13 protein-coding genes are annotated in these 17,627 nt (G+C 41.9%); 11 read left to right on the top strand and 2 right to left on the bottom strand.

The genetic code is table 11. The features are described 5' to 3' along the window. The first annotated feature begins 40 nt into the window (after positions 1-40). The 4 genes from OCK74_RS09875 to OCK74_RS09860 all read left to right on the top strand — a co-directional run bounded on the left by OCK74_RS09875 (position 41) and on the right by OCK74_RS09860 (position 3,815). Positions 41-1,597: a peptide ligase PGM1-related protein gene (locus OCK74_RS09875; protein ID WP_279296864.1), complete on the top strand. Its 1,557-nt coding sequence runs from the start codon at positions 41-43 to the stop codon at positions 1,595-1,597. 155 nt (positions 1,598-1,752) lie between these two features. After that, positions 1,753-2,433, top strand: a complete 681-nt coding sequence (locus OCK74_RS09870) for a type 1 glutamine amidotransferase domain-containing protein (RefSeq protein WP_279296863.1) — start codon at positions 1,753-1,755, stop codon at positions 2,431-2,433. 45 nt (positions 2,434-2,478) lie between these two features. Next, positions 2,479-3,195: a 3-ketoacyl-ACP reductase gene (locus OCK74_RS09865; protein ID WP_279296862.1), complete on the top strand. Its 717-nt coding sequence runs from the start codon at positions 2,479-2,481 to the stop codon at positions 3,193-3,195. Positions 3,196-3,518: 323 nt separating this feature from the next. Next, positions 3,519-3,815, top strand: coding sequence for a hypothetical protein (locus OCK74_RS09860; RefSeq protein WP_279296861.1), 297 nt, complete (start codon positions 3,519-3,521; stop codon positions 3,813-3,815). A 106-nt stretch (positions 3,816-3,921) separates the two neighbouring features. On the opposite strand, the gene OCK74_RS09855 is transcribed toward OCK74_RS09860, so the two are convergent. Both OCK74_RS09855 and OCK74_RS09850 read right to left on the bottom strand, forming a co-directional pair. Then, positions 3,922-4,122: a DUF1737 domain-containing protein gene (locus tag OCK74_RS09855; protein WP_279296860.1), complete on the bottom strand. Its 201-nt coding sequence runs from the start codon at positions 4,120-4,122 to the stop codon at positions 3,922-3,924. A gap of 50 nt (positions 4,123-4,172) precedes the next feature. Continuing rightward, positions 4,173-5,204: an LLM class flavin-dependent oxidoreductase gene (locus tag OCK74_RS09850; RefSeq protein WP_279296859.1), complete on the bottom strand. Its 1,032-nt coding sequence runs from the start codon at positions 5,202-5,204 to the stop codon at positions 4,173-4,175. A 435-nt stretch (positions 5,205-5,639) separates the two neighbouring features. Here OCK74_RS09850 and OCK74_RS09845 point away from each other — a divergent pair, with 435 nt between their 5' ends. From OCK74_RS09845 to OCK74_RS09815, 7 genes are read left to right on the top strand one after another with little or no spacing between them, the layout of a single operon-like run. Continuing rightward, a complete protein-coding gene (locus OCK74_RS09845) occupies positions 5,640-8,582 on the top strand; it encodes a SusC/RagA family TonB-linked outer membrane protein (protein ID WP_279296858.1) in 2,943 nt (980 codons plus the stop codon). Between the two features lie 40 nt (positions 8,583-8,622). Next, positions 8,623-10,191: a RagB/SusD family nutrient uptake outer membrane protein gene (locus OCK74_RS09840; protein WP_279296857.1), complete on the top strand. Its 1,569-nt coding sequence runs from the start codon at positions 8,623-8,625 to the stop codon at positions 10,189-10,191. A 52-nt stretch (positions 10,192-10,243) separates the two neighbouring features. Then, entirely contained in the window at positions 10,244-10,951 is a 708-nt protein-coding gene (locus tag OCK74_RS09835; RefSeq protein WP_279296856.1) for a fasciclin domain-containing protein, read from the top strand. Positions 10,952-10,992: 41 nt separating this feature from the next. After that, on the top strand, positions 10,993-12,042 hold the full coding sequence (locus OCK74_RS09830) for a DUF5007 domain-containing protein (protein WP_279296855.1): 1,050 nt from the start codon (positions 10,993-10,995) through the stop codon (positions 12,040-12,042). 45 nt (positions 12,043-12,087) lie between these two features. Further along, entirely contained in the window at positions 12,088-15,255 is a 3,168-nt protein-coding gene (locus tag OCK74_RS09825) for a SusC/RagA family TonB-linked outer membrane protein (protein ID WP_279296854.1), read from the top strand. Further along, positions 15,227-16,840 carry a RagB/SusD family nutrient uptake outer membrane protein gene (locus tag OCK74_RS09820; protein WP_279296853.1) on the top strand — a complete coding sequence of 538 codons (1,614 nt, stop codon included), beginning with the start codon at positions 15,227-15,229 and terminating at the stop codon, positions 16,838-16,840. The genes OCK74_RS09825 and OCK74_RS09820 overlap by 29 nt, the downstream gene beginning before the upstream one ends. A 45-nt stretch (positions 16,841-16,885) precedes the next feature. Continuing rightward, positions 16,886-17,608, top strand: coding sequence for a hypothetical protein (locus tag OCK74_RS09815; protein ID WP_279296852.1), 723 nt, complete (start codon positions 16,886-16,888; stop codon positions 17,606-17,608). Positions 17,609-17,627 lie beyond the last annotated feature (19 nt).

Here is a 17,627-nt window from a genome sequence, read left to right as displayed (position 1 = left end):
GAACAGTTAAAAAGTGGTAAATTCCTGTAAAGAAAGATGTATGCAAAATACGCTTGCAACAAAAAAATCCTTTTATCACAATGAAACTTTTCCGCTGCCGGGTTCCTTAAGTGAGTTGGAAACTTTTGCTGAAATCCAAAGCCAGTTTGGCCGGCAGTTTGAACAATATTTCCCAGATAAACTGGCCGAAAAAACTGTAGTCATTCTTCCTTCACTTACATTGGACCAGCAAATACTTTACAAAATAAGTGGTCATGTATTTTACGAGGAGCGGTTGCTTTGCTTATTGATGCTGCTGCGCATGCCCAGGACAAAAGTAGTTTATGTGACCAGCACGCCTATCGATGCAACTGTTGTAGATTATTACCTGCATCTTTTGCAGGGGATCACGGGTAATCATGCACGCAGCCGCTTGGTCATGCTGAGTTGCTATGATGCTTCTGCCAAATCCCTCACCGAAAAAGTACTGGAGCGGCCACGGCTGATCCGGAAAATAAAAGAGCAGATTATAGATAAGAATATGTCGCACCTGGCCTGCTTTAATGTGACGCCTTTTGAAAGAACATTGGCAGTGCAGTTAGGTATTCCCATTTTCGGTACAGACCCGGAATTGCTTTCTTTGGGTTCAAAATCAAATAGCAGGAAGTTGTTCAAACAATGTGGTCTGCCAGTGCCGGAAGGTTATGAGGATGTAAAAAATCGTGATGAGGTAATTGATGCGCTGGTCCAGTTAAAAAGAAAAAATCATTCGCTTCGCAAAGCCGTAATCAAATTAAACGATGGTTTCAGTGGCGAAGGAAATGCAATTTTTGAATACGGAACGATAAAAGATAATCCTGGCATGCACCAGCAAATAAAGGCTGCCATGTCAGGGCAATTAAGATTAGTTGCCAGCGACCTGACAGAAGCATTGTTCTTTGAAAAGTTCGATGCTATGGGTGGAGTAGTGGAGGCTTTTATTGAAGGAACTGTAAAAGCATCTCCTTCCGTTCAATACCGCATTACGCCAATCGAAATAGAGGTCGTGAGCACCCACGATCAGTTATTGGGTGGTGCAGATGGACAGATCTTTTTAGGAGCTTATTTTCCTGCATCCAACGAATACAATACAACCATTGCAAAAGCAACACAGTCTGTAGCTGTGGCGTTGGCAGAAAAAGGTGTATTAGGCCGTTTTTCCATTGATTTTATTTCAGTAAAAGAAGGCAATACCTGGAAGCATTATGGCATTGAAATTAACCTGCGGAAAGGAGGAACCACCCATCCACTCCTCATGCTTCAGTTTTTAACGGATGGGGAATATAATGCAGAAACAGGTGCTTATTATACTGCATCCGGAAATCAGCGTTTTTATTTTTCTTCGGATAATTTGGCTTCTGAAAAATATAAAGGATTAACTCCGCCTGATCTCATTGATATTGCCATGTTTCATTCATTGATGTATGACGGTACTTCCCAGGAAGGTGTCATCTTTCACCTGATGGGCGCCTTATCTCAATATGGAAAACTGGGTGTTCTGTGTATTGGCAGTACTCCGGAAAAAGCATGGGAGTATTACGAAAGAGTGATTAATGTGTTAAACCATGAATGCAGCTAGAGTAAATAGCAGTTAGTAACAGGGCAAAAACTAACTAACTCCAGAATCTTTAACCCATGGACGCTGCAACTTGGCGTATAAGTTGGAATGATGTTTTCAGATAGGCCCGTTTCTTGTAGCAGAATTTCCTCCGGTTAAAATAAAAGCGAAAAACAATGAAAGTATTGATTGTATTGACCTCGCATGGAGAACTGGGAAACACAGGTGAAAAGACAGGTTTTTGGATAGAAGAATTCGCTGCACCATATTATGTTTTGGCTGATAATGGTGTGGAAATTACCTTGGCTTCACCCAAAGGTGGACTACCGCCCATTGATCCTAAAAGTTCAGATCCAGGTGCGCAAACAGACGCCACCAGGCGCTTTGAGAATGATCAGGCATTAAGACAACAATTGGCCAATACTAAAAAATTAAGTGAAGTAAATGCCGATGATTTTGATGCTGTCTTCTTTCCCGGCGGACACGGCCCTTTATGGGACCTTTCATCCGATGAACATTCTATCAAACTGATCGAAAAATTCTGGTCATCAAATAAACCAATTGCTGCAGTATGTCATGCGCCGGCTGTATTGCTCAATGCAAAAGAGAAGAATGGTGAACCATTGGTAAAAGGAAAGAATGTCACTGGTTTTACCAACACCGAAGAAGAAGCTGTACAGTTGACCAATGTGGTACCCTTCCTGCTGGAAGATGAACTGAAGAAAAAAGGCGGTCTTTATTCCAAAAAAGAAAACTGGGCCTCTTACGTGGTAAAAGATGGATTATTGATAACAGGTCAAAATCCCGCTTCCTCCGAAGATGCAGCGCACCAGCTGTTGCAATTGTTAAAGAAGTAAATTGCTGAAGTAATACTTATTTTATACAAATCCAAAGAACGTAATATGCAATCATTAAACGGAAAAGTAGCGCTGGTTACCGGCGCAGGTAAAGGAATTGGTAAGGCTGTAGCCCTCGCATTGGCAGCAGAAGGTGTACATGTAGGCCTGGTGGCCAGAACGGAAAAGGATATTAAGGCAGTTGCAGAAGAAATCAGGAAACTAGGAGTAAAGGCAGCATACGCTATAGCAAATGTGAGTAACAGGGCCGAAGTGGAATCCGCTGTTGAAAAAGTACAAAATGAATTGGGACCTGTCGATATCCTGATTAACAATGCTGGTACTGCTACATTTGGCAATTTTTTGGAACTGGAACCCGAGGTCTGGGAAGAACAGATCAAGGTAAATGTTTTTGGCGTTTATTATACAACCCGTGCCGTGCTTCCGCAAATGATTGAGCGCCAAACAGGCGATATCGTCAATATCTCTTCTACGGCCGGCAAATCGGGCAGTGCTGTTACCAGTGCGTACGCAGCTTCAAAATTTGCAGTGTTTGGTCTGTCGGAAAGCCTGATGCAGGAAGTAAGAAAGCATAATATCCGTGTAACGGCTATGGCCCCGAGCACTGTTGTTACAGAACTGGCGCACAAGGGGAATTTAATTACAGGTGATCCTGAGCGTGTGATGCATCCTGAAGACTTTGCAGAACTGATCATCGCCCAGCTAAAGCTGAATAGGAGAGTGTTCGTGAAAGAGGCCAGTGTATTTTCCACCAATCCCTAATTCACTTACCTGAAATGGCAGATGATAGATGGAGTATGGGATTGATTAGTTTTGTAACTTTATTCTCAGGTCATTTCACCCCTTTAAAGGCTTTCCTAGTGTTCCAGCATGAACTTTGGTTTTCCCTTGTTTTTAAGAATTATCTGAATTAATATCGCAGTATAGTCGAACTATGGTCGAAGGATAGTCGAAAGATAGTCGAAGGATGGTCGAAGTAGCCTAGCCTTAAGTACGGCTGATGTATGGCTTAAGTATAGCTTAAGTATAGCTTAAGTACGGCTTATCTATGAAGTAAAAATGAAACATCATTAAATCCTACCGCTATGGCAAGAGTAATCAGTAATTCCCTGTTGAAAGCACTGCGTGGTGCTATCGGAAAAGAAATTGTGTTTAAACAGTATGGCGATGAGACGGTGGCGAGCAAATATCCTGATATGAGCCGTCATAAGGCAACCCAACGACAGAAGGTTCAGCGACAATTACTAGCAGAAGCCAATGCCTATGCCAGCAGGATTCACAGGGATCCAAAGCTGCGGGCACTGTATGAGCAGGGACTTAAACCTGGAGAGAGTGTATTTCATAAGGCGAAGAAGGAATTTTTTGAAAAGAGACGGAAATAATATGCCAAGAGGAATACCGATGAAGTATTTTAAAGGTGAAGTGCAACCCGCTCAATATGGGAGGCGCTGAAGAGATGAAAGGCTGGGGATTGCAATCCCCAGCCTTTCATCTCTTCACCAAAGCTTGTGCATAGACCAGCAATATTTCTCCATCCTTTTCATACTTAGCTTCATTGTTTAGCCTGGCAGTGATCATTGATACACCCCCTATCGGCTCCCACCCCTCTCTAAAGCTTTTGACCACGTCTTTTGCCAAGTCATCGCTGTCAATGTTTTTTAAAATTTTATAATCATATGCATCTTTCATATAGGATCATTTATGGGTTAAAAATACACCCATGCGACAGCAAGGATTATCTATTTCCCTAATGCCTCCCTCACTTTAGGAGCGATCTTCGTTCCAAAAATTTCAATCGATTTCATCATCGATTGATGCGAAGGTCCACCTACATCCATATGGGCAGAAAAACGGGTTAAGCCAAACAATTCCTGCATCTCTAAAATCTTATCAATCGCTTCATGGGCGTCTCCAATAATTAGGTGTCCATGCGGCGCCCGCCCCTGCTCAAATTGCTGCTTTTGATAGGGAGGCCACCCTCTTTGCCGGCCAACCCTGTTCATCTGGGCAGAGTACAATGGGTAGTACTCATCCGCAATTTGCTGGCTGTTCTCACCAAAAAAAGAATGCATATGCACACCCACCTGGAAATTGTCTGGATTGTGGCCAAAGTGATCGTATGCCCTTCGATAATAATCGAACAGGGGTTTGAAATGGGCTGGGTTGCCTCCAATAATCGCAAAGATCACTGGCAGTCCCAAACGTCCTGCCCGCAACACCGATTCGGGGGTGCCACCAACCGCAACCCAGATATCCAGGTCGTTGTTGACTGCACGGGGCAAAACCTCCTGGTCCGCCAGGGCCGGCCGGAACTGGCCTTTCCAGGTTACCCGTTCTTCCTTATTGATTTGCAACAGCAGGTTTAGTTTCTCTTCAAAAAGTTCATCATAATCCTTCAGATCATAACCGAATAGTGGAAACGATTCCGTAAAACTGCCCCGGCCTACCATCAGTTCAGCCCTGCCTCCAGAGATGAGATCCACTGTCGCAAAGCTCTGATACAACCGAACCGGATCGGACGAGCTCAATACGGAAACTGCGCTTCCAAGCTTGATATTTTTCGTCACTGTTGCTGCGGCAGCTATAATAATTTCGGGTGTAGACACGGCATAGTCAGGGCGGTGGTGCTCTCCAATACCAAAAAAGTCCAGGCCAACCTCATCCATCAATTTGATTTCCTCGATCAACTCCTGCATTCGTTGCTGAGCGGGTTGCACTTCACCTTTACTGTTGATACGCAGATCGCCAAACATACCGATACCTAATTCCATCTTGATTTATTTTTTACGAATGTACTTTCTATGCAGGTTAGGCCCTAATGCAAACAATGAAAACCGGAATAACAGTTTTGTGTCATTTATATAATAATATAATATTATATAAAATTATATTAAATGTTTGAAATCAAATAGTTGAATATGTAATAGATGATATTTTACTGCTTTTAATAGAATTTCCAATAATGGCCGACCATAAAGAATGAAAAACTGATCAAAATATTGCGCAAACGGTTGCATTAAAATGCAAACGTTTGCGCTGCTGCACTACAGCCTTGCACGTTTTGCAGGGTGCAATTTACCATCTAATTTGGAGCTCCTTTAATCAATCTGTGCCAAATTTAGTTTGAACTAGTCCTTCAAGGATGGGGTAAAAATTTAATATGATGTTGGCTGTGATTGGAAAGGGAAAACCCAACTAAATTAATTATGAAAATCCGGTTGTTGCCCTCGAGAACTTTTCAGAAAGCAATTTTTTCTGCGTTGGCCATCATTTCTGTTTTTGAAGTATGTGCCCAATCTGATACATCTTCGGTATCGAATACTAAACTAAAAGACTCGTCTATTGTTGTTACAAATGGAGTGAAACTGGAACAGTTATCTGCAAACTTCAAAGGGCTCAACCAGCTTCCTTTAAAGTCAGTAAGTTCCCAACCTTATATTTCGTTACAACAATTACTAAAAGGAAATGTGGCCGGTGTGTATGTACAGGAGCCAAGTGGAGAACCGGGTACAGAGCAGAATCTTTTTATTCGAGGCATATCTTCGCCATTACTTAGTAAACGTGAACTCTTTGACCAGCAGGCGGTTATTTTTCTGAATGGAATTCCTCTGATTCAGGATAATCCGTTTGCTTATGAAATTCAGCGTTACGATTTTAATAGAATCGGACCTGCAACGAATCTTCTTTCTACGATCAACCCGGATAATATTGAGTCGATCGAAGTAATTAAGGATCCGCTTACTTTGGCGACTCTTGGTCCTATCGCTGCAAATGGCGCTATTTGGATCACCACCAAAAATGCTCACTCGGGCTACCGTGATATTTCAGTAAACAGCTATTATGGTTATGCACTGAAGCCAAACGTTACTCCGGTGAACGCCGCTTATGAAAATAATTTCCGTGCGCCGTTTTATGATAAGTATGCGAGCATTAGCGATCGCTTAAATTATCCTCCTTATTTAAGAGATTCTACCAATGCTGATTATTATGGTCCTGCTAACTGGGGTGATCTTTATTATAAGAATGCGCCTCTTTATAATATGGACCTGAGTCTTACGGGTGGATCGGATAGAGCAAACTTCCGTTTCTTCGGAGGCGCTACCAAAAACGCCAATATTGCAGATAACACATCTTTGAGTCGTTATACCGGTTCTTTCTTCATTAATGCAGCTCCTCTTAAATGGCTGACGGTGTCTAGCATGATCAATTATAACCGCTTGCAAAGAGTGAGAAATCGCAATGTGCGTGATCGCCTGGCTGAGCAACGTTATATTCCTGATCTTACCAATCCTCTTACGCCAAATAAAAATCTGTATGGTTCTTATCTGAGCGAATTTGATAAGGCGATAGATAATAATGCTAATAATGCAATACAAGGATATCTTGCTGTCTCTGCAGACCTTAATAAATTCCACTATAATGGACGTTTGGCATTTGATTATAATGAAGGTATTCGCGATGCCTTTTGGCCAACTACCTTATTAGAGGGCAATAACTTTGTATCTAACTACTCCTCGTATAATCAACGTGCCATCGGTAGCAATACCATTGGTTATGATGTTAGGTTTGGTGGCAAGAACAAACTAAACTTCGAGGCTGGCCAATCTTTCATGGGCGATATATATAAATATGATTACGCCTATGCATACAACGGTCCGAATGACTTTGTGAAGATCAATGTGGTTGATCCGGCAAGTTTGAAGCCTACTTCTTTTATGGTTTATTACTATCCCGCTAAAATGCGTAGTGCATTGATCTCTTTTTCCGGTAAGGCTACTTATTCATTTGATGATATATTCAATATTAATGCTGTTGTTAGGCGTGATGGTTCTTCCAATATGCAGCCTGACAACAGATGGATGACTAATTATTCTGTGGGTGCCGACTGGGATATCAAAAAGCATTTGCTTTCCTCTTGCTCTGTTACAGACGCTCTATCTCTTTCTGCTTCATGGGGAAGATTGGGTAAACTGTTGAGCGACGACCGCTTTAATGCGGGTGCTCAATACCGTGTTGATCTTGGATGGGGTAGCGAGCCTGGGTTAGGTTCTTATAATGGTATTGCTGGTATTTCAAGACCTTATACTAGTGGCTGGGTTGGTTATGGTATTCCATGGGCTTACAGTGATCAAATGAATGTAGGTGTTCGCTTAGGCTTGTTGAACAATCGTGTACGAGTTGCTGCGGATGTTTACAACAGAGATGATAAAGATCAATTACTTCCTATTCCTGTTGCATCTGAGTGGGGTTATACTGGAGCTTATCAATCGGGTATGTCAGTAAATAACAAGGGGGTAGATCTTTTTATTACAGCAGAGCTTGTCGCCGCCAAAAATCATGCAATAAGCTGGGTTGGTAATTTGAATATGAATTACAATACAAACAAACTGACTGCATTACCAGGAGGGCTGAATGAGTTGGTTATCGGCAATAATAAGCTGGTTGTAGGCAAAAGAATTGATGCTTTTTGGTTGTTGGATAATTTAGGAGACTATAAATCTGATGCAGAGATCCCGGTTGATCCTTTAAAAGGACGTCGCATTTCTTACCAAGGTACACCTATACAGGTTGGTGACGCTCGCTGGCGTGATATCAATGGAGATTATGTAATTAATGATAACGACAAAACATTACAGGGGAATTACCTGCCTAAGGTAAGCGGAGGTTTTGGAAGTACCCTTGGTTATAAAGCTTTCTCTTTGGATGTGCAGTTTTATGTTGCTTTGGGCAGAAAAGTATTGAATCAGTACGCTTCATCTCGTCTTGACTTTATTAATACGGACGCTAATAATGATATCAATTCTATAAAAGAGATCACTTTCTGGGAGCAAAAGATGGATCTTTCATCTTATCCTGTATATAATCCATGGAGCAGTGTTGTTCCTTACCGGGTTGATCAAAACTTATTCTTAGACGATGCTTCTTTCTTAAAGCTGCGTAGCTTGTCGCTCTCTTACGATTTTGCAAAGAGCATGAGCAAGCACAAATCATTCAGAAAGCTTGAGCTCTATTTGTCAGCAACTAATCTCTTCACGATCACTCCATTTAAAGGTGATGATCCTGAGTTGGTGAATTACAACGGCATCTATACAGGTTATGGATTACCGATGTCACCTTCTGTTATCACCGGTGTAAAACTGAATTTGTAATCAGGTAAAATCTTTCCAATTGTCAAGAAACTATACAGGTATGACGAAAATTAAAAATAAGTTTATGAACAGGAGTTGGCTTTTGTTACTGGCAACAGGACTGCTGCTTATCCTTGGTTCCTGTAATAAGCAATTAGATATTCAGTCTTCGCGCCAGGCTGACGAGGCCGGTCATTGGACCTCATATGAAGATGCGCGTAGTGGTTTAATAGGCTTGTATGGACTATTCCGTGCAGCGGTGGCGGATAACAATGCGCACTGGTTGTTAGGCGAGTTGCGTAGCGGTGATTTCAAATCAGTTTCCCGCCCTGATTTAAAGGCTATCATAGACGGAAACCTGAACGCTTCGTTTCCTGCTATTCAATCGGTAACTAACTGGCGTCGTTTTTATGCGGTAGTTAATGCCTGCAATCTGTTTATCGAAAGAGTTAAAGAATGTGAGGCCGATCAACGATATACAGAATCTTATTATAAGCTGGATATCGCACAGGCAAGAACACTCAGAGCATTCGTATATTTTTATATGGTGAGGATTTGGGGCGATGTGCCTCTGATCACCAGGTCGCAGGATGGCACTTTTGAGCAACTGCCTCGTACTAAACAGGATGCTGTTCTTTCTTTTGTTGAACAGGAGTTGAAAGAGGCTGCTCCATATCTTCCTTATTTATATTCAGGAAATGATCCCGAGCAGAAGTTCCCTAACAACTATTATGGCAATAACTCCGCCTATTGGTTGAATATGCCAATGACCCGCCTGGGTGCTTATGCCTTATTGGCGCATGTTGCAGCATGGCAGGGACGTTATGTGGATGTTGCTATCTACACTGATTTTATCATTAACAATGCTTCAAAAAGTAATCTTAAGTTGCTAAGCAGTGATGAGGTGGTCAATAGTTTGTTTGATGCATCAAATACCACTTTAGGGTATAACCAGTTACTTGGTTTCAGCTTTTTAAAGACAAAAGGTGAAACCACTACTGAAGGGCATATTGAGGAACTGACACTTGCCAATACAACGCTGTATGCAATGTCTAAGCAGATGCCTGATATTTATGTTCCGAAAGATGTTATCTCTGTTATTTTCCCAAAAACTAATGGTAATGATGATCGTTTTGGCGTAGATACTACTACTTTCCTCAAGCTGCCTACTACCAGATATTTTGAAAATTATAGTTCTGCTGTTCCTGTATTTAAAAAAGTACGTGTGGTTGATGGTTCGGCTGGTAATCGTGGAAAATTTGCCGTGTTTAACTCTTCCATTGTATTTACTCGTTTGGAAGAGATCAGATTGTTACGTGCTGAGGCATTGGCCGTGCTCGGACAAACTAACGATGCTTTTACGGAGTTGAATGTTATCAGGGGACAACGAAAGATTACATCTGTGTCTCCAGCATCAGGTGCTGATCCGATTGATGAGATCTTCGCAGAAAGAAGAAGAGAGTTAATGGGTGAGGGATGGAGATGGTATGACCTCATTCGTTATAACCGAATTAAACATAATAATGCTGCCTTTAATGAGTTGATCGATCAAGGAGGCATTTACTGGCCAATAGCCCAGGATGTATTGAATCGTAACCCCAAACTTGTACAAAATGCTTATTGGCAGTAGCACGGAGTCTTGAATGAATACCGTTGCTCGTGTAACAAAAAAACTTAAACAAATGAAAATGAATTTGAAAAGGTTTATCCCCGGCAGTTCTTTGTTGATGCTATGCCTGGTTGCTATAAGCATGTTTTCCTTGACAAGCTGTCGCAAAGACGATACCTATTATAACTATAAGACTACTGCAGGTGCGTATAATGGTACAACTTACGAGTATCTGCAATCACAAACTGGTTTGTACGACTCTCTCCTTTTGGTGCTTGGTCGTGTAACGGGTTTGGCTGATTCTCTGAAAACAGGCTCGGTTACTCTTTTCGCGGCCAATAACAGCAGTTTTTCGCTGGCGTTGCAAAATATTAACCAAGCACGTAAGGACTCTCTTCCTAAAGTGTTGCCTCCGGTTACTTTAAGCACAATGGATTCTACAACGTTGGATATGTTCCTGGCCCGCTATATTATTCCCGGAAAGCTGGCAAGTGACAGCCTAAAGGGATATACGGATGGCAGAATGGCTGCATCTATACGTTATGGGTATAATATGCAGGTGCAATATGTGCCTACCAATGCGGCAGGATTTTTAAATGGAGGCCCCAAGGCTATTTGTTTCAGCGATCCAAAGAACTCTCTTTTTGTGAAAAACTGGGTTCGGGTAAATACCATGACAGTTGATATTAAAACTTCCAATGGTATTGTGCATTTGCTGCCTCCAGGTCATGATTTTGGATTCGGATATGAGTTTATCCGGTTAATTAACCAAAAACCATAGTTTTTATCAGTCATAACATTATTAATCGAAAGATGGTTACAATGAACAGCTCAATTAAAAATATACCAGGTATTGCAATGTCTTTGCTCTGCGCCGGAACTGTGCTGCTCCTTTCCTCCTGTCAAAAATTCTTGCCAGCGGAAAGGGAAACTGTGGGTAGCGATTCGCAGTATACAACAGATGTTTATCAACCTATATTGGGGCGCACTACCAATTATACTAATAACTTTTACCAGGGAAGCACTACTTATCCCTCTACATTCCGGGTTGTGAATCCACGTAGAAGAAATGGTCAGCCGGCTCCTGAGCTTACGGATGTATTTCCTGTATTGGTTTGGAAAACGGCATATACTGGTTTGGAAAAATCTGTAGAAGAGATAGATGCTAAAAGAGAAATACAAAACAGGCCACTTTTTGAAATTGGAGAGCACTCCGGCTCTTTTACAATGTGGGCTGCTGCTAAATCCTCATTTATGAGAGCGCAACCGGACTCAGGCTATTTGTTTGATGTGGAGCTTTCTAACTCCGGCGGTCGTAGATATTTCCGTAATCTGAAATTGCAGCCTATGAGAGAGCGCCCTTATGAGCCCTCTAACTATAATGCTTCAACCGGACAACCAACTTCTAATGGTGTTACGCCTTCTGTTGTTTCGTCAATCAAAGGACTGACCACAGACCGCTATCTTTCTTATGGCGATATAGAAGTCTATATCAGAAAAGTGATCAAGCAAGGTGTTACACCAACTAACTCACTTACGTTCAGGTTCCTGGACACGTTATACAACCCGATTGATCCAGCTAAGTTTGCTACAACTGACTGGGATAACCTGGTGCATGGTTTTAATAAAGTGATGACCAATGAGTCCGTTACGTATAAAGTGGCATACCCTATTCCTGCTGTTGCTCTGCCTACGCGCTTTACCACCGGTGATGGTAAAAGGGCTAAAGTTCGCTTCTCCTATTCAAGACTTGGATTTGGTGGTGCAACGGAGAAGGCAACGCTGGGGCTGGACTTTGCTATTTACGAGCCCGGAGATTGGGAAATTGTGTTTGCCTTCAAATCAGATAATCCCAAATTCGTCAACGATTAATACACGCCATACATGTATCGTATAAAAAAACAAAAATTGATTGGAATGAGATTGTTGTCATTTATAACTGCTTTGATCCTTGTTACATCTTTTGGTAACATGGGTTATGCGCAAAATAAAATAACGGTAAGGGGTGTTGTAAAGGACCAGGCGCAACAAACTTTATTGGCAGGAGTCAGTATCTCTACGGCCAAACCGCAAAAAACAATTGCAGCAACTGATTCAAAAGGTGCTTTTACAGTTTTAGTGGATGCAGGTTCGGAGCTGGTGTTTACATATGCAGGTTATACGCCGATCCGTAAAACTTTTTTATCCAGTGTATCTGGGGTTGAAATCAGTATCTCACCGAATAACAATTCCATGCAGGAAGTTGTGGTTCAGGGATTTAAAACTAAAACTCGTGAAACATCTACCGGTTCAAGCCTGGTATTGAGTGGTAAAGCTTTGCAGGATGTACCGGTATCGAATGTGATGGAACTTTTGCAGGGTAAAGTAGCTGGTTTGAACATACAGAACAATTCTGGTTCTCCGGGCGGTATGGGAACTATCAATATTCGTGGTTTATCAGGTAGCACTGTTAGTGCTGATGGTTTCCTGACTCCTACCTCACCTTTGTTTGTGATTGATGGTGTACCTGTAGATATGAACTCAAACTTTGAGTATGGTTTCCAGGGCGGTGGTGCCGGTATCAGCCCATTATCGTTGATTCCACCGGAAGATATTGAGCAAATGGACGTGTTGAAAGATGCTGCTGCTACTTCTCAATATGGTGCCAGAGCTGCTTATGGTGTTATTATCGTTACCACAAAGCGTGGTAAATCGAAAGTGCCTATTGTGCAGTATTCTACAAACGTGTTTGTGAAAACTCCCCCAAAATTGAGAGAAACGATTGGTGGTAAGGAAGAGCGTGCGTTTCGTATCAACAGCATCCTGCAGTATGATACTTCTTATCAGCATGCACTGTCCCTGATTAATTCAACTCCGTTTTTATCAGATAGTTTGAATCCGTATTATAATAACGCTACCAACTGGCAGGATTATTTTTTCCGGAATACTTACAACCAGCAACATAACATGAGTATCAGGGGTGGTGATGATAAGTTTAACTATAAAACCAACCTTAACTACTACCAGGAGAACGGTATCATTCAAAATACCGGGTTTAAAAGATATTCACTAAGTATGAATGCCTTATATGCCCCTTCGCAACAGTTTAGAATGACTGTTAATTTGTCAAGTTCTTTGGGACAAAAGAAAAATGGTAGTGGGGTAGGGCTTGTTCAAACCGGTGTGGCAAGCAGTGCTAATTCCTCCTCACTGTTGCCTCCACCTTCGTTGTTCTCTGATAACAATAGTGCGTTGGCTACAGCGAATGTGGTTAATAATAATAAGACGATTAATATTTCGTCAAGCTGGGATATGCAGTATGAGCCGGTTAAGGGCGTTCGTTTTGGCAATTTGCTGAGTTATAACCTGGTTACCGGATCTTCTGACAGGTTCACGCCCTCTTACCTGAGTGGTGGTACTTCAGAGGCATATAGCTCTAATGATCGCAACTATACGATCTATGATCGCACCATGCTATCGCTTACTAAAACACTTAACAGGGTGCACAACCTGAGTGGTTATGTATTTAATGAAATTAATGCCACTAGTTTCCGTCCGAATGTGATCCAATTGAGCCAAACGGCGAGTGATCAGATAACCGGACCTATTGGTTATTCATGGGCTAACACTTTGGGAGGTACGTTAAACAGTCTTAATGAAACGCGTCAGCATGGTTATGGAGGCTCTTTCTCCTATAACTATGACCGTAAATATGTGCTTGATTTCAATTTCCGTTTAGATGGTCTTTCTACCACAGGGGCCAAACAGCCTTACTCAAACAACCCTTCTGTGAGTGCTCGTTGGAACTTTGGTAAGGAAAAATGGATGGAGAAGTACGATTGGTTAAGCTATGGTTCTTTAAAAGCTTCATGGGGTAGAAATATCAAGCCGACAGGTAACATCTTTGATACCTACGGGCGTTATAATGTAGGTTTGCCTTACAATAATAATCCTACGGTATCCATTGATTATGGAACAATTCCAAATGAACATTTTTTGCCTGAAACTCAGACTCAGTCAAACGTAGGTATTGAAACCGGTTTATTTGGCGACATGGTCAACTTTACGATGGAAGGTTACTACAGGTCTGTGGATAACCAGGTGATGGGAATTGATCTGAGTAATACGAGCGGTTTCTCTAAAATGAACACCAATGCTAAGAGTATTGTAAACTATGGTATGGAATGGACAACAACCGTTCGGGTGTTTAAACCAACCAATCCATTCAAGTGGACGGTTTCTGCTAACGGTTCTATGAACAGAGATATACTTGCTAAACTTCCTGATGGATTGCGTCAGATCACGCAGACAATTTCTGATGGTGGTAGCAATGTTCCTATTGTTTATCGTTTAGGAAGAAACGTATTTTCAAACCTTCTGTATTATACTCAGGGTGTGTATGCAAACACTGAAAATGTTCCTGTAAACATGGCAACCGGCTTGAGACAGGCACTGAGCACAACTTCCGGCTATTTATCTTTCCAGGCAGGCGACCCTCGCTGGACAGACGTTAATGGTGATTATATTATTGACGAAAAAGATCTTTTGCCGATAGGTAACCCTGTTCCAAGATTTGTCGGTGGTTTTGCTTCTCAAATGGAGTATAAAAGATTCCAGCTCAATATGAACTGGTCGTTTACGCTGGATCGTGATTTATTGAACGCATCTTTTGCACAGATGATGCAAAACTTTGCTAAACCGGCTACGATGAGCGCTCTGGTGCCCATTGATAAATATAACTATTGGAAACCTACCGTTCCCGGCGAAAAACTTGGAGGAGGAACCGTCAATGCACGTTACCCTAACCCGTTTGACTTTCTTAGGGCAGAACAGCTGCAACCTTACCGCTCTAATCAGACATTGTTTTTGGAAGACGGATCGTACTGGAAGCTCAACAACGTAGTGTTGATATATAATGTGGACAGAAAAATGTTGACTCGCTTGCACATGACATCTTGTAAGTTGACGTTGACAGCCAACAATGTGCTGACAATCTCTAAATATACCGGACCAGATCCTGAGATGGTAACGCAATTAGGACGTGATAACTCGGGTGGTTATCCTAATGCACGCAGTTATGCAGCAGGTATTAATGTTCAGTTTTAACGATCGTAAAATGGATAAGAAATCTATGAAACGTATTATCAGTTTATCAGTTTTTTTCAGCATACTCTTTTTCGGCACAGGCTGTAAGAAATTTCTCAGCCTGGATCCGCCGAATGCTCTTTCCGGGAATAACTTCTGGAAATCAAAAACTGATGTGGAGAATTTTACCAATGGGATGTATGAGCAATTCCGTAAGGCGGTAGCTCGTGAAAATATGAAAGCGGACAATGGCAGTTACAACTTCCCTTTCTTTGCCTTTGCCGGTGAAGTGAGGGGGGGGATGACTAGAGAGAATCCTTCGATAGCGGGGACGCGTCCTTATATTGGCGACCTTTCTAATAATAGTCTTAAATCATTATTTATTGACGCTAAACGTGGCAGTTACAACTGGTACCAAATATTCAATGTTGCTCGTTTTTCTAAATGGGAATTCTTTTACAAGGTTATTGCTGCTGCTAACATTGCGGTTGATCGTGTAGATGGAGTTCCGGGGCTTACTGATGCAGAAAAAAAGCAATACAAGGCAGAAGCCATCTTTCTTCGCAACATGAGTTACTTCCTGATGGTTCGCCAGTGGGGCGACGTTGCCTACTATACGGATGCATACCACACTGCTCCGTTGAAGCGGATGCCGATGGTGGATGTGTTGAAGAACGTAAAGGCTGATATGCAGGCTGTGAAAAATGACCTGCCCTGGACATATTCTGATCCGGTATTTGTGGCTGTACGAGGCATGAGAGGGTCTGCTATTGCCCTTCTGATGCATGTTGATATGTGGTTGGCTTCCTTTGATGCGCCCAACGCAGCTGAATATTATACGGATGTTGATAAGCTTGGTGATGAATTGAGACAGGAAAATGGCGGTGCTTATGCTCTATTGGACCTGGCTCGAAATGGAGAAATATTTAAAGGTCGTTCGAAAGAAGGGCTTTTTGAAGTGCCTCAAAATGCAAACTATGGAGAGTCTTTCGGATGGTCTTATTTCTACGATTTTGTGTACTATAATCGTCTGAACCCTTCTCAGTCTGGTTACCCGTATGTTTATTATGATGCTACTTATCTAAAGGCTATCTATCCCGATGGAGAGTCTGATAAGAGAAAAACATATTGGTTTGATGGCGGAGGGGCTGATATGTATAGTGGTTCTGGCAAGTCGCACATGACTAAGTTTTATGTGAGTTTGGATCCTAAAGCAATTGACGGAACCTCTTTTGATGCCAGTCAGATCATCTTCCGTTATACTGATGCTATCCTGCTGCAGGCTGAGGCATTAGCTAACCTGGGGAATGAGCAAAAAGCGCTGTCTGTAGTGAACATTGTTCGCGACAGAGCGGCGGCTGCGCCTTTGACTTCTACTGGTGATGTGTTAAAAAATGACATTTTCTTTGAGCGTTGCCGTGAATTGATCGGTGAAGGGCATTACTGGTATGACATCGTGCGTACTAGGAGAATAATTGACCCTGCCTATAAGTTTGGTTACCACTGCACTGTGGAGCAGTACAAGGCTGGTGCATGGACATGGCCAATTAATAAGAGTGCGTTGACGAATAATCCATTAATGACCCTGAATAATTATTGGGAGTAAGGGACTGTTGAAAAGCAATGAATCATTAATCAAAAAAGAACTCACATGAACTTTATAAAAAAAATCCAGGTATTTGCATTGATCGCGGCCTTGTTGTTTATGGTTGGTTGCCAAAAAGACGGATATTTTATGGATACCGGAAAACAGACCGCTACTTTCAACGGAACTATTTTGGATTATATTAAATCCAAGCCCGGCACCTGGGATTCAATCAATAAGATTGTTAAGCTTGCCGGTTTGGAAGATTCTTTGAAAACTAAAAAACTAACGTTTTTCCTGCCTGATGATTCCTGTGTACGTCGTACGCTCGTTGCCTTAAATCAAAGGCTTGAGAGGGATGGCAAACCTTGGGTTACAAAGCTGGAGCAAATTGATTCTGCTGTATGGAGAAGGCAATTATCACGCTATCTGTTCAAGTCTGCAAAGTCTATGAATGACTTTCCGCAACTTGATCCTGGCAACCTGTCGGCTTATCAAGGACAGATCTATGAGTCTTATGCCGGTGCCCTGATGAATATTGGCGTTATCTATAATGATGCAGGAGGAGTTAAATATGCAGGATACCATCAGTTGCGTTTATCCTATATCCCGTCCATCTCAACTCCATTAGATTACAATAGCTGGTATTCTGTAACGGTTTCTACCGTGAATGTGACCCCATCCAACGGATTTGTGCATATTTTGAATTATGCGTATCACAATTTTGGATTTGAAACAACACAGTTTATTGACGATGTAATTGATAAAGGAATTGATTATACCAAATAATCTGCCCTGATTTAATACA

The organism is Paraflavisolibacter caeni (assembly GCF_025628885.1).
Lineage (GTDB): Bacteria > Bacteroidota > Bacteroidia > Chitinophagales > Chitinophagaceae > Flavisolibacter > Flavisolibacter caeni.
Note: the sequence above shows the minus strand (reverse complement) of the source record. Positions and strands in the feature narration are given on the sequence as shown.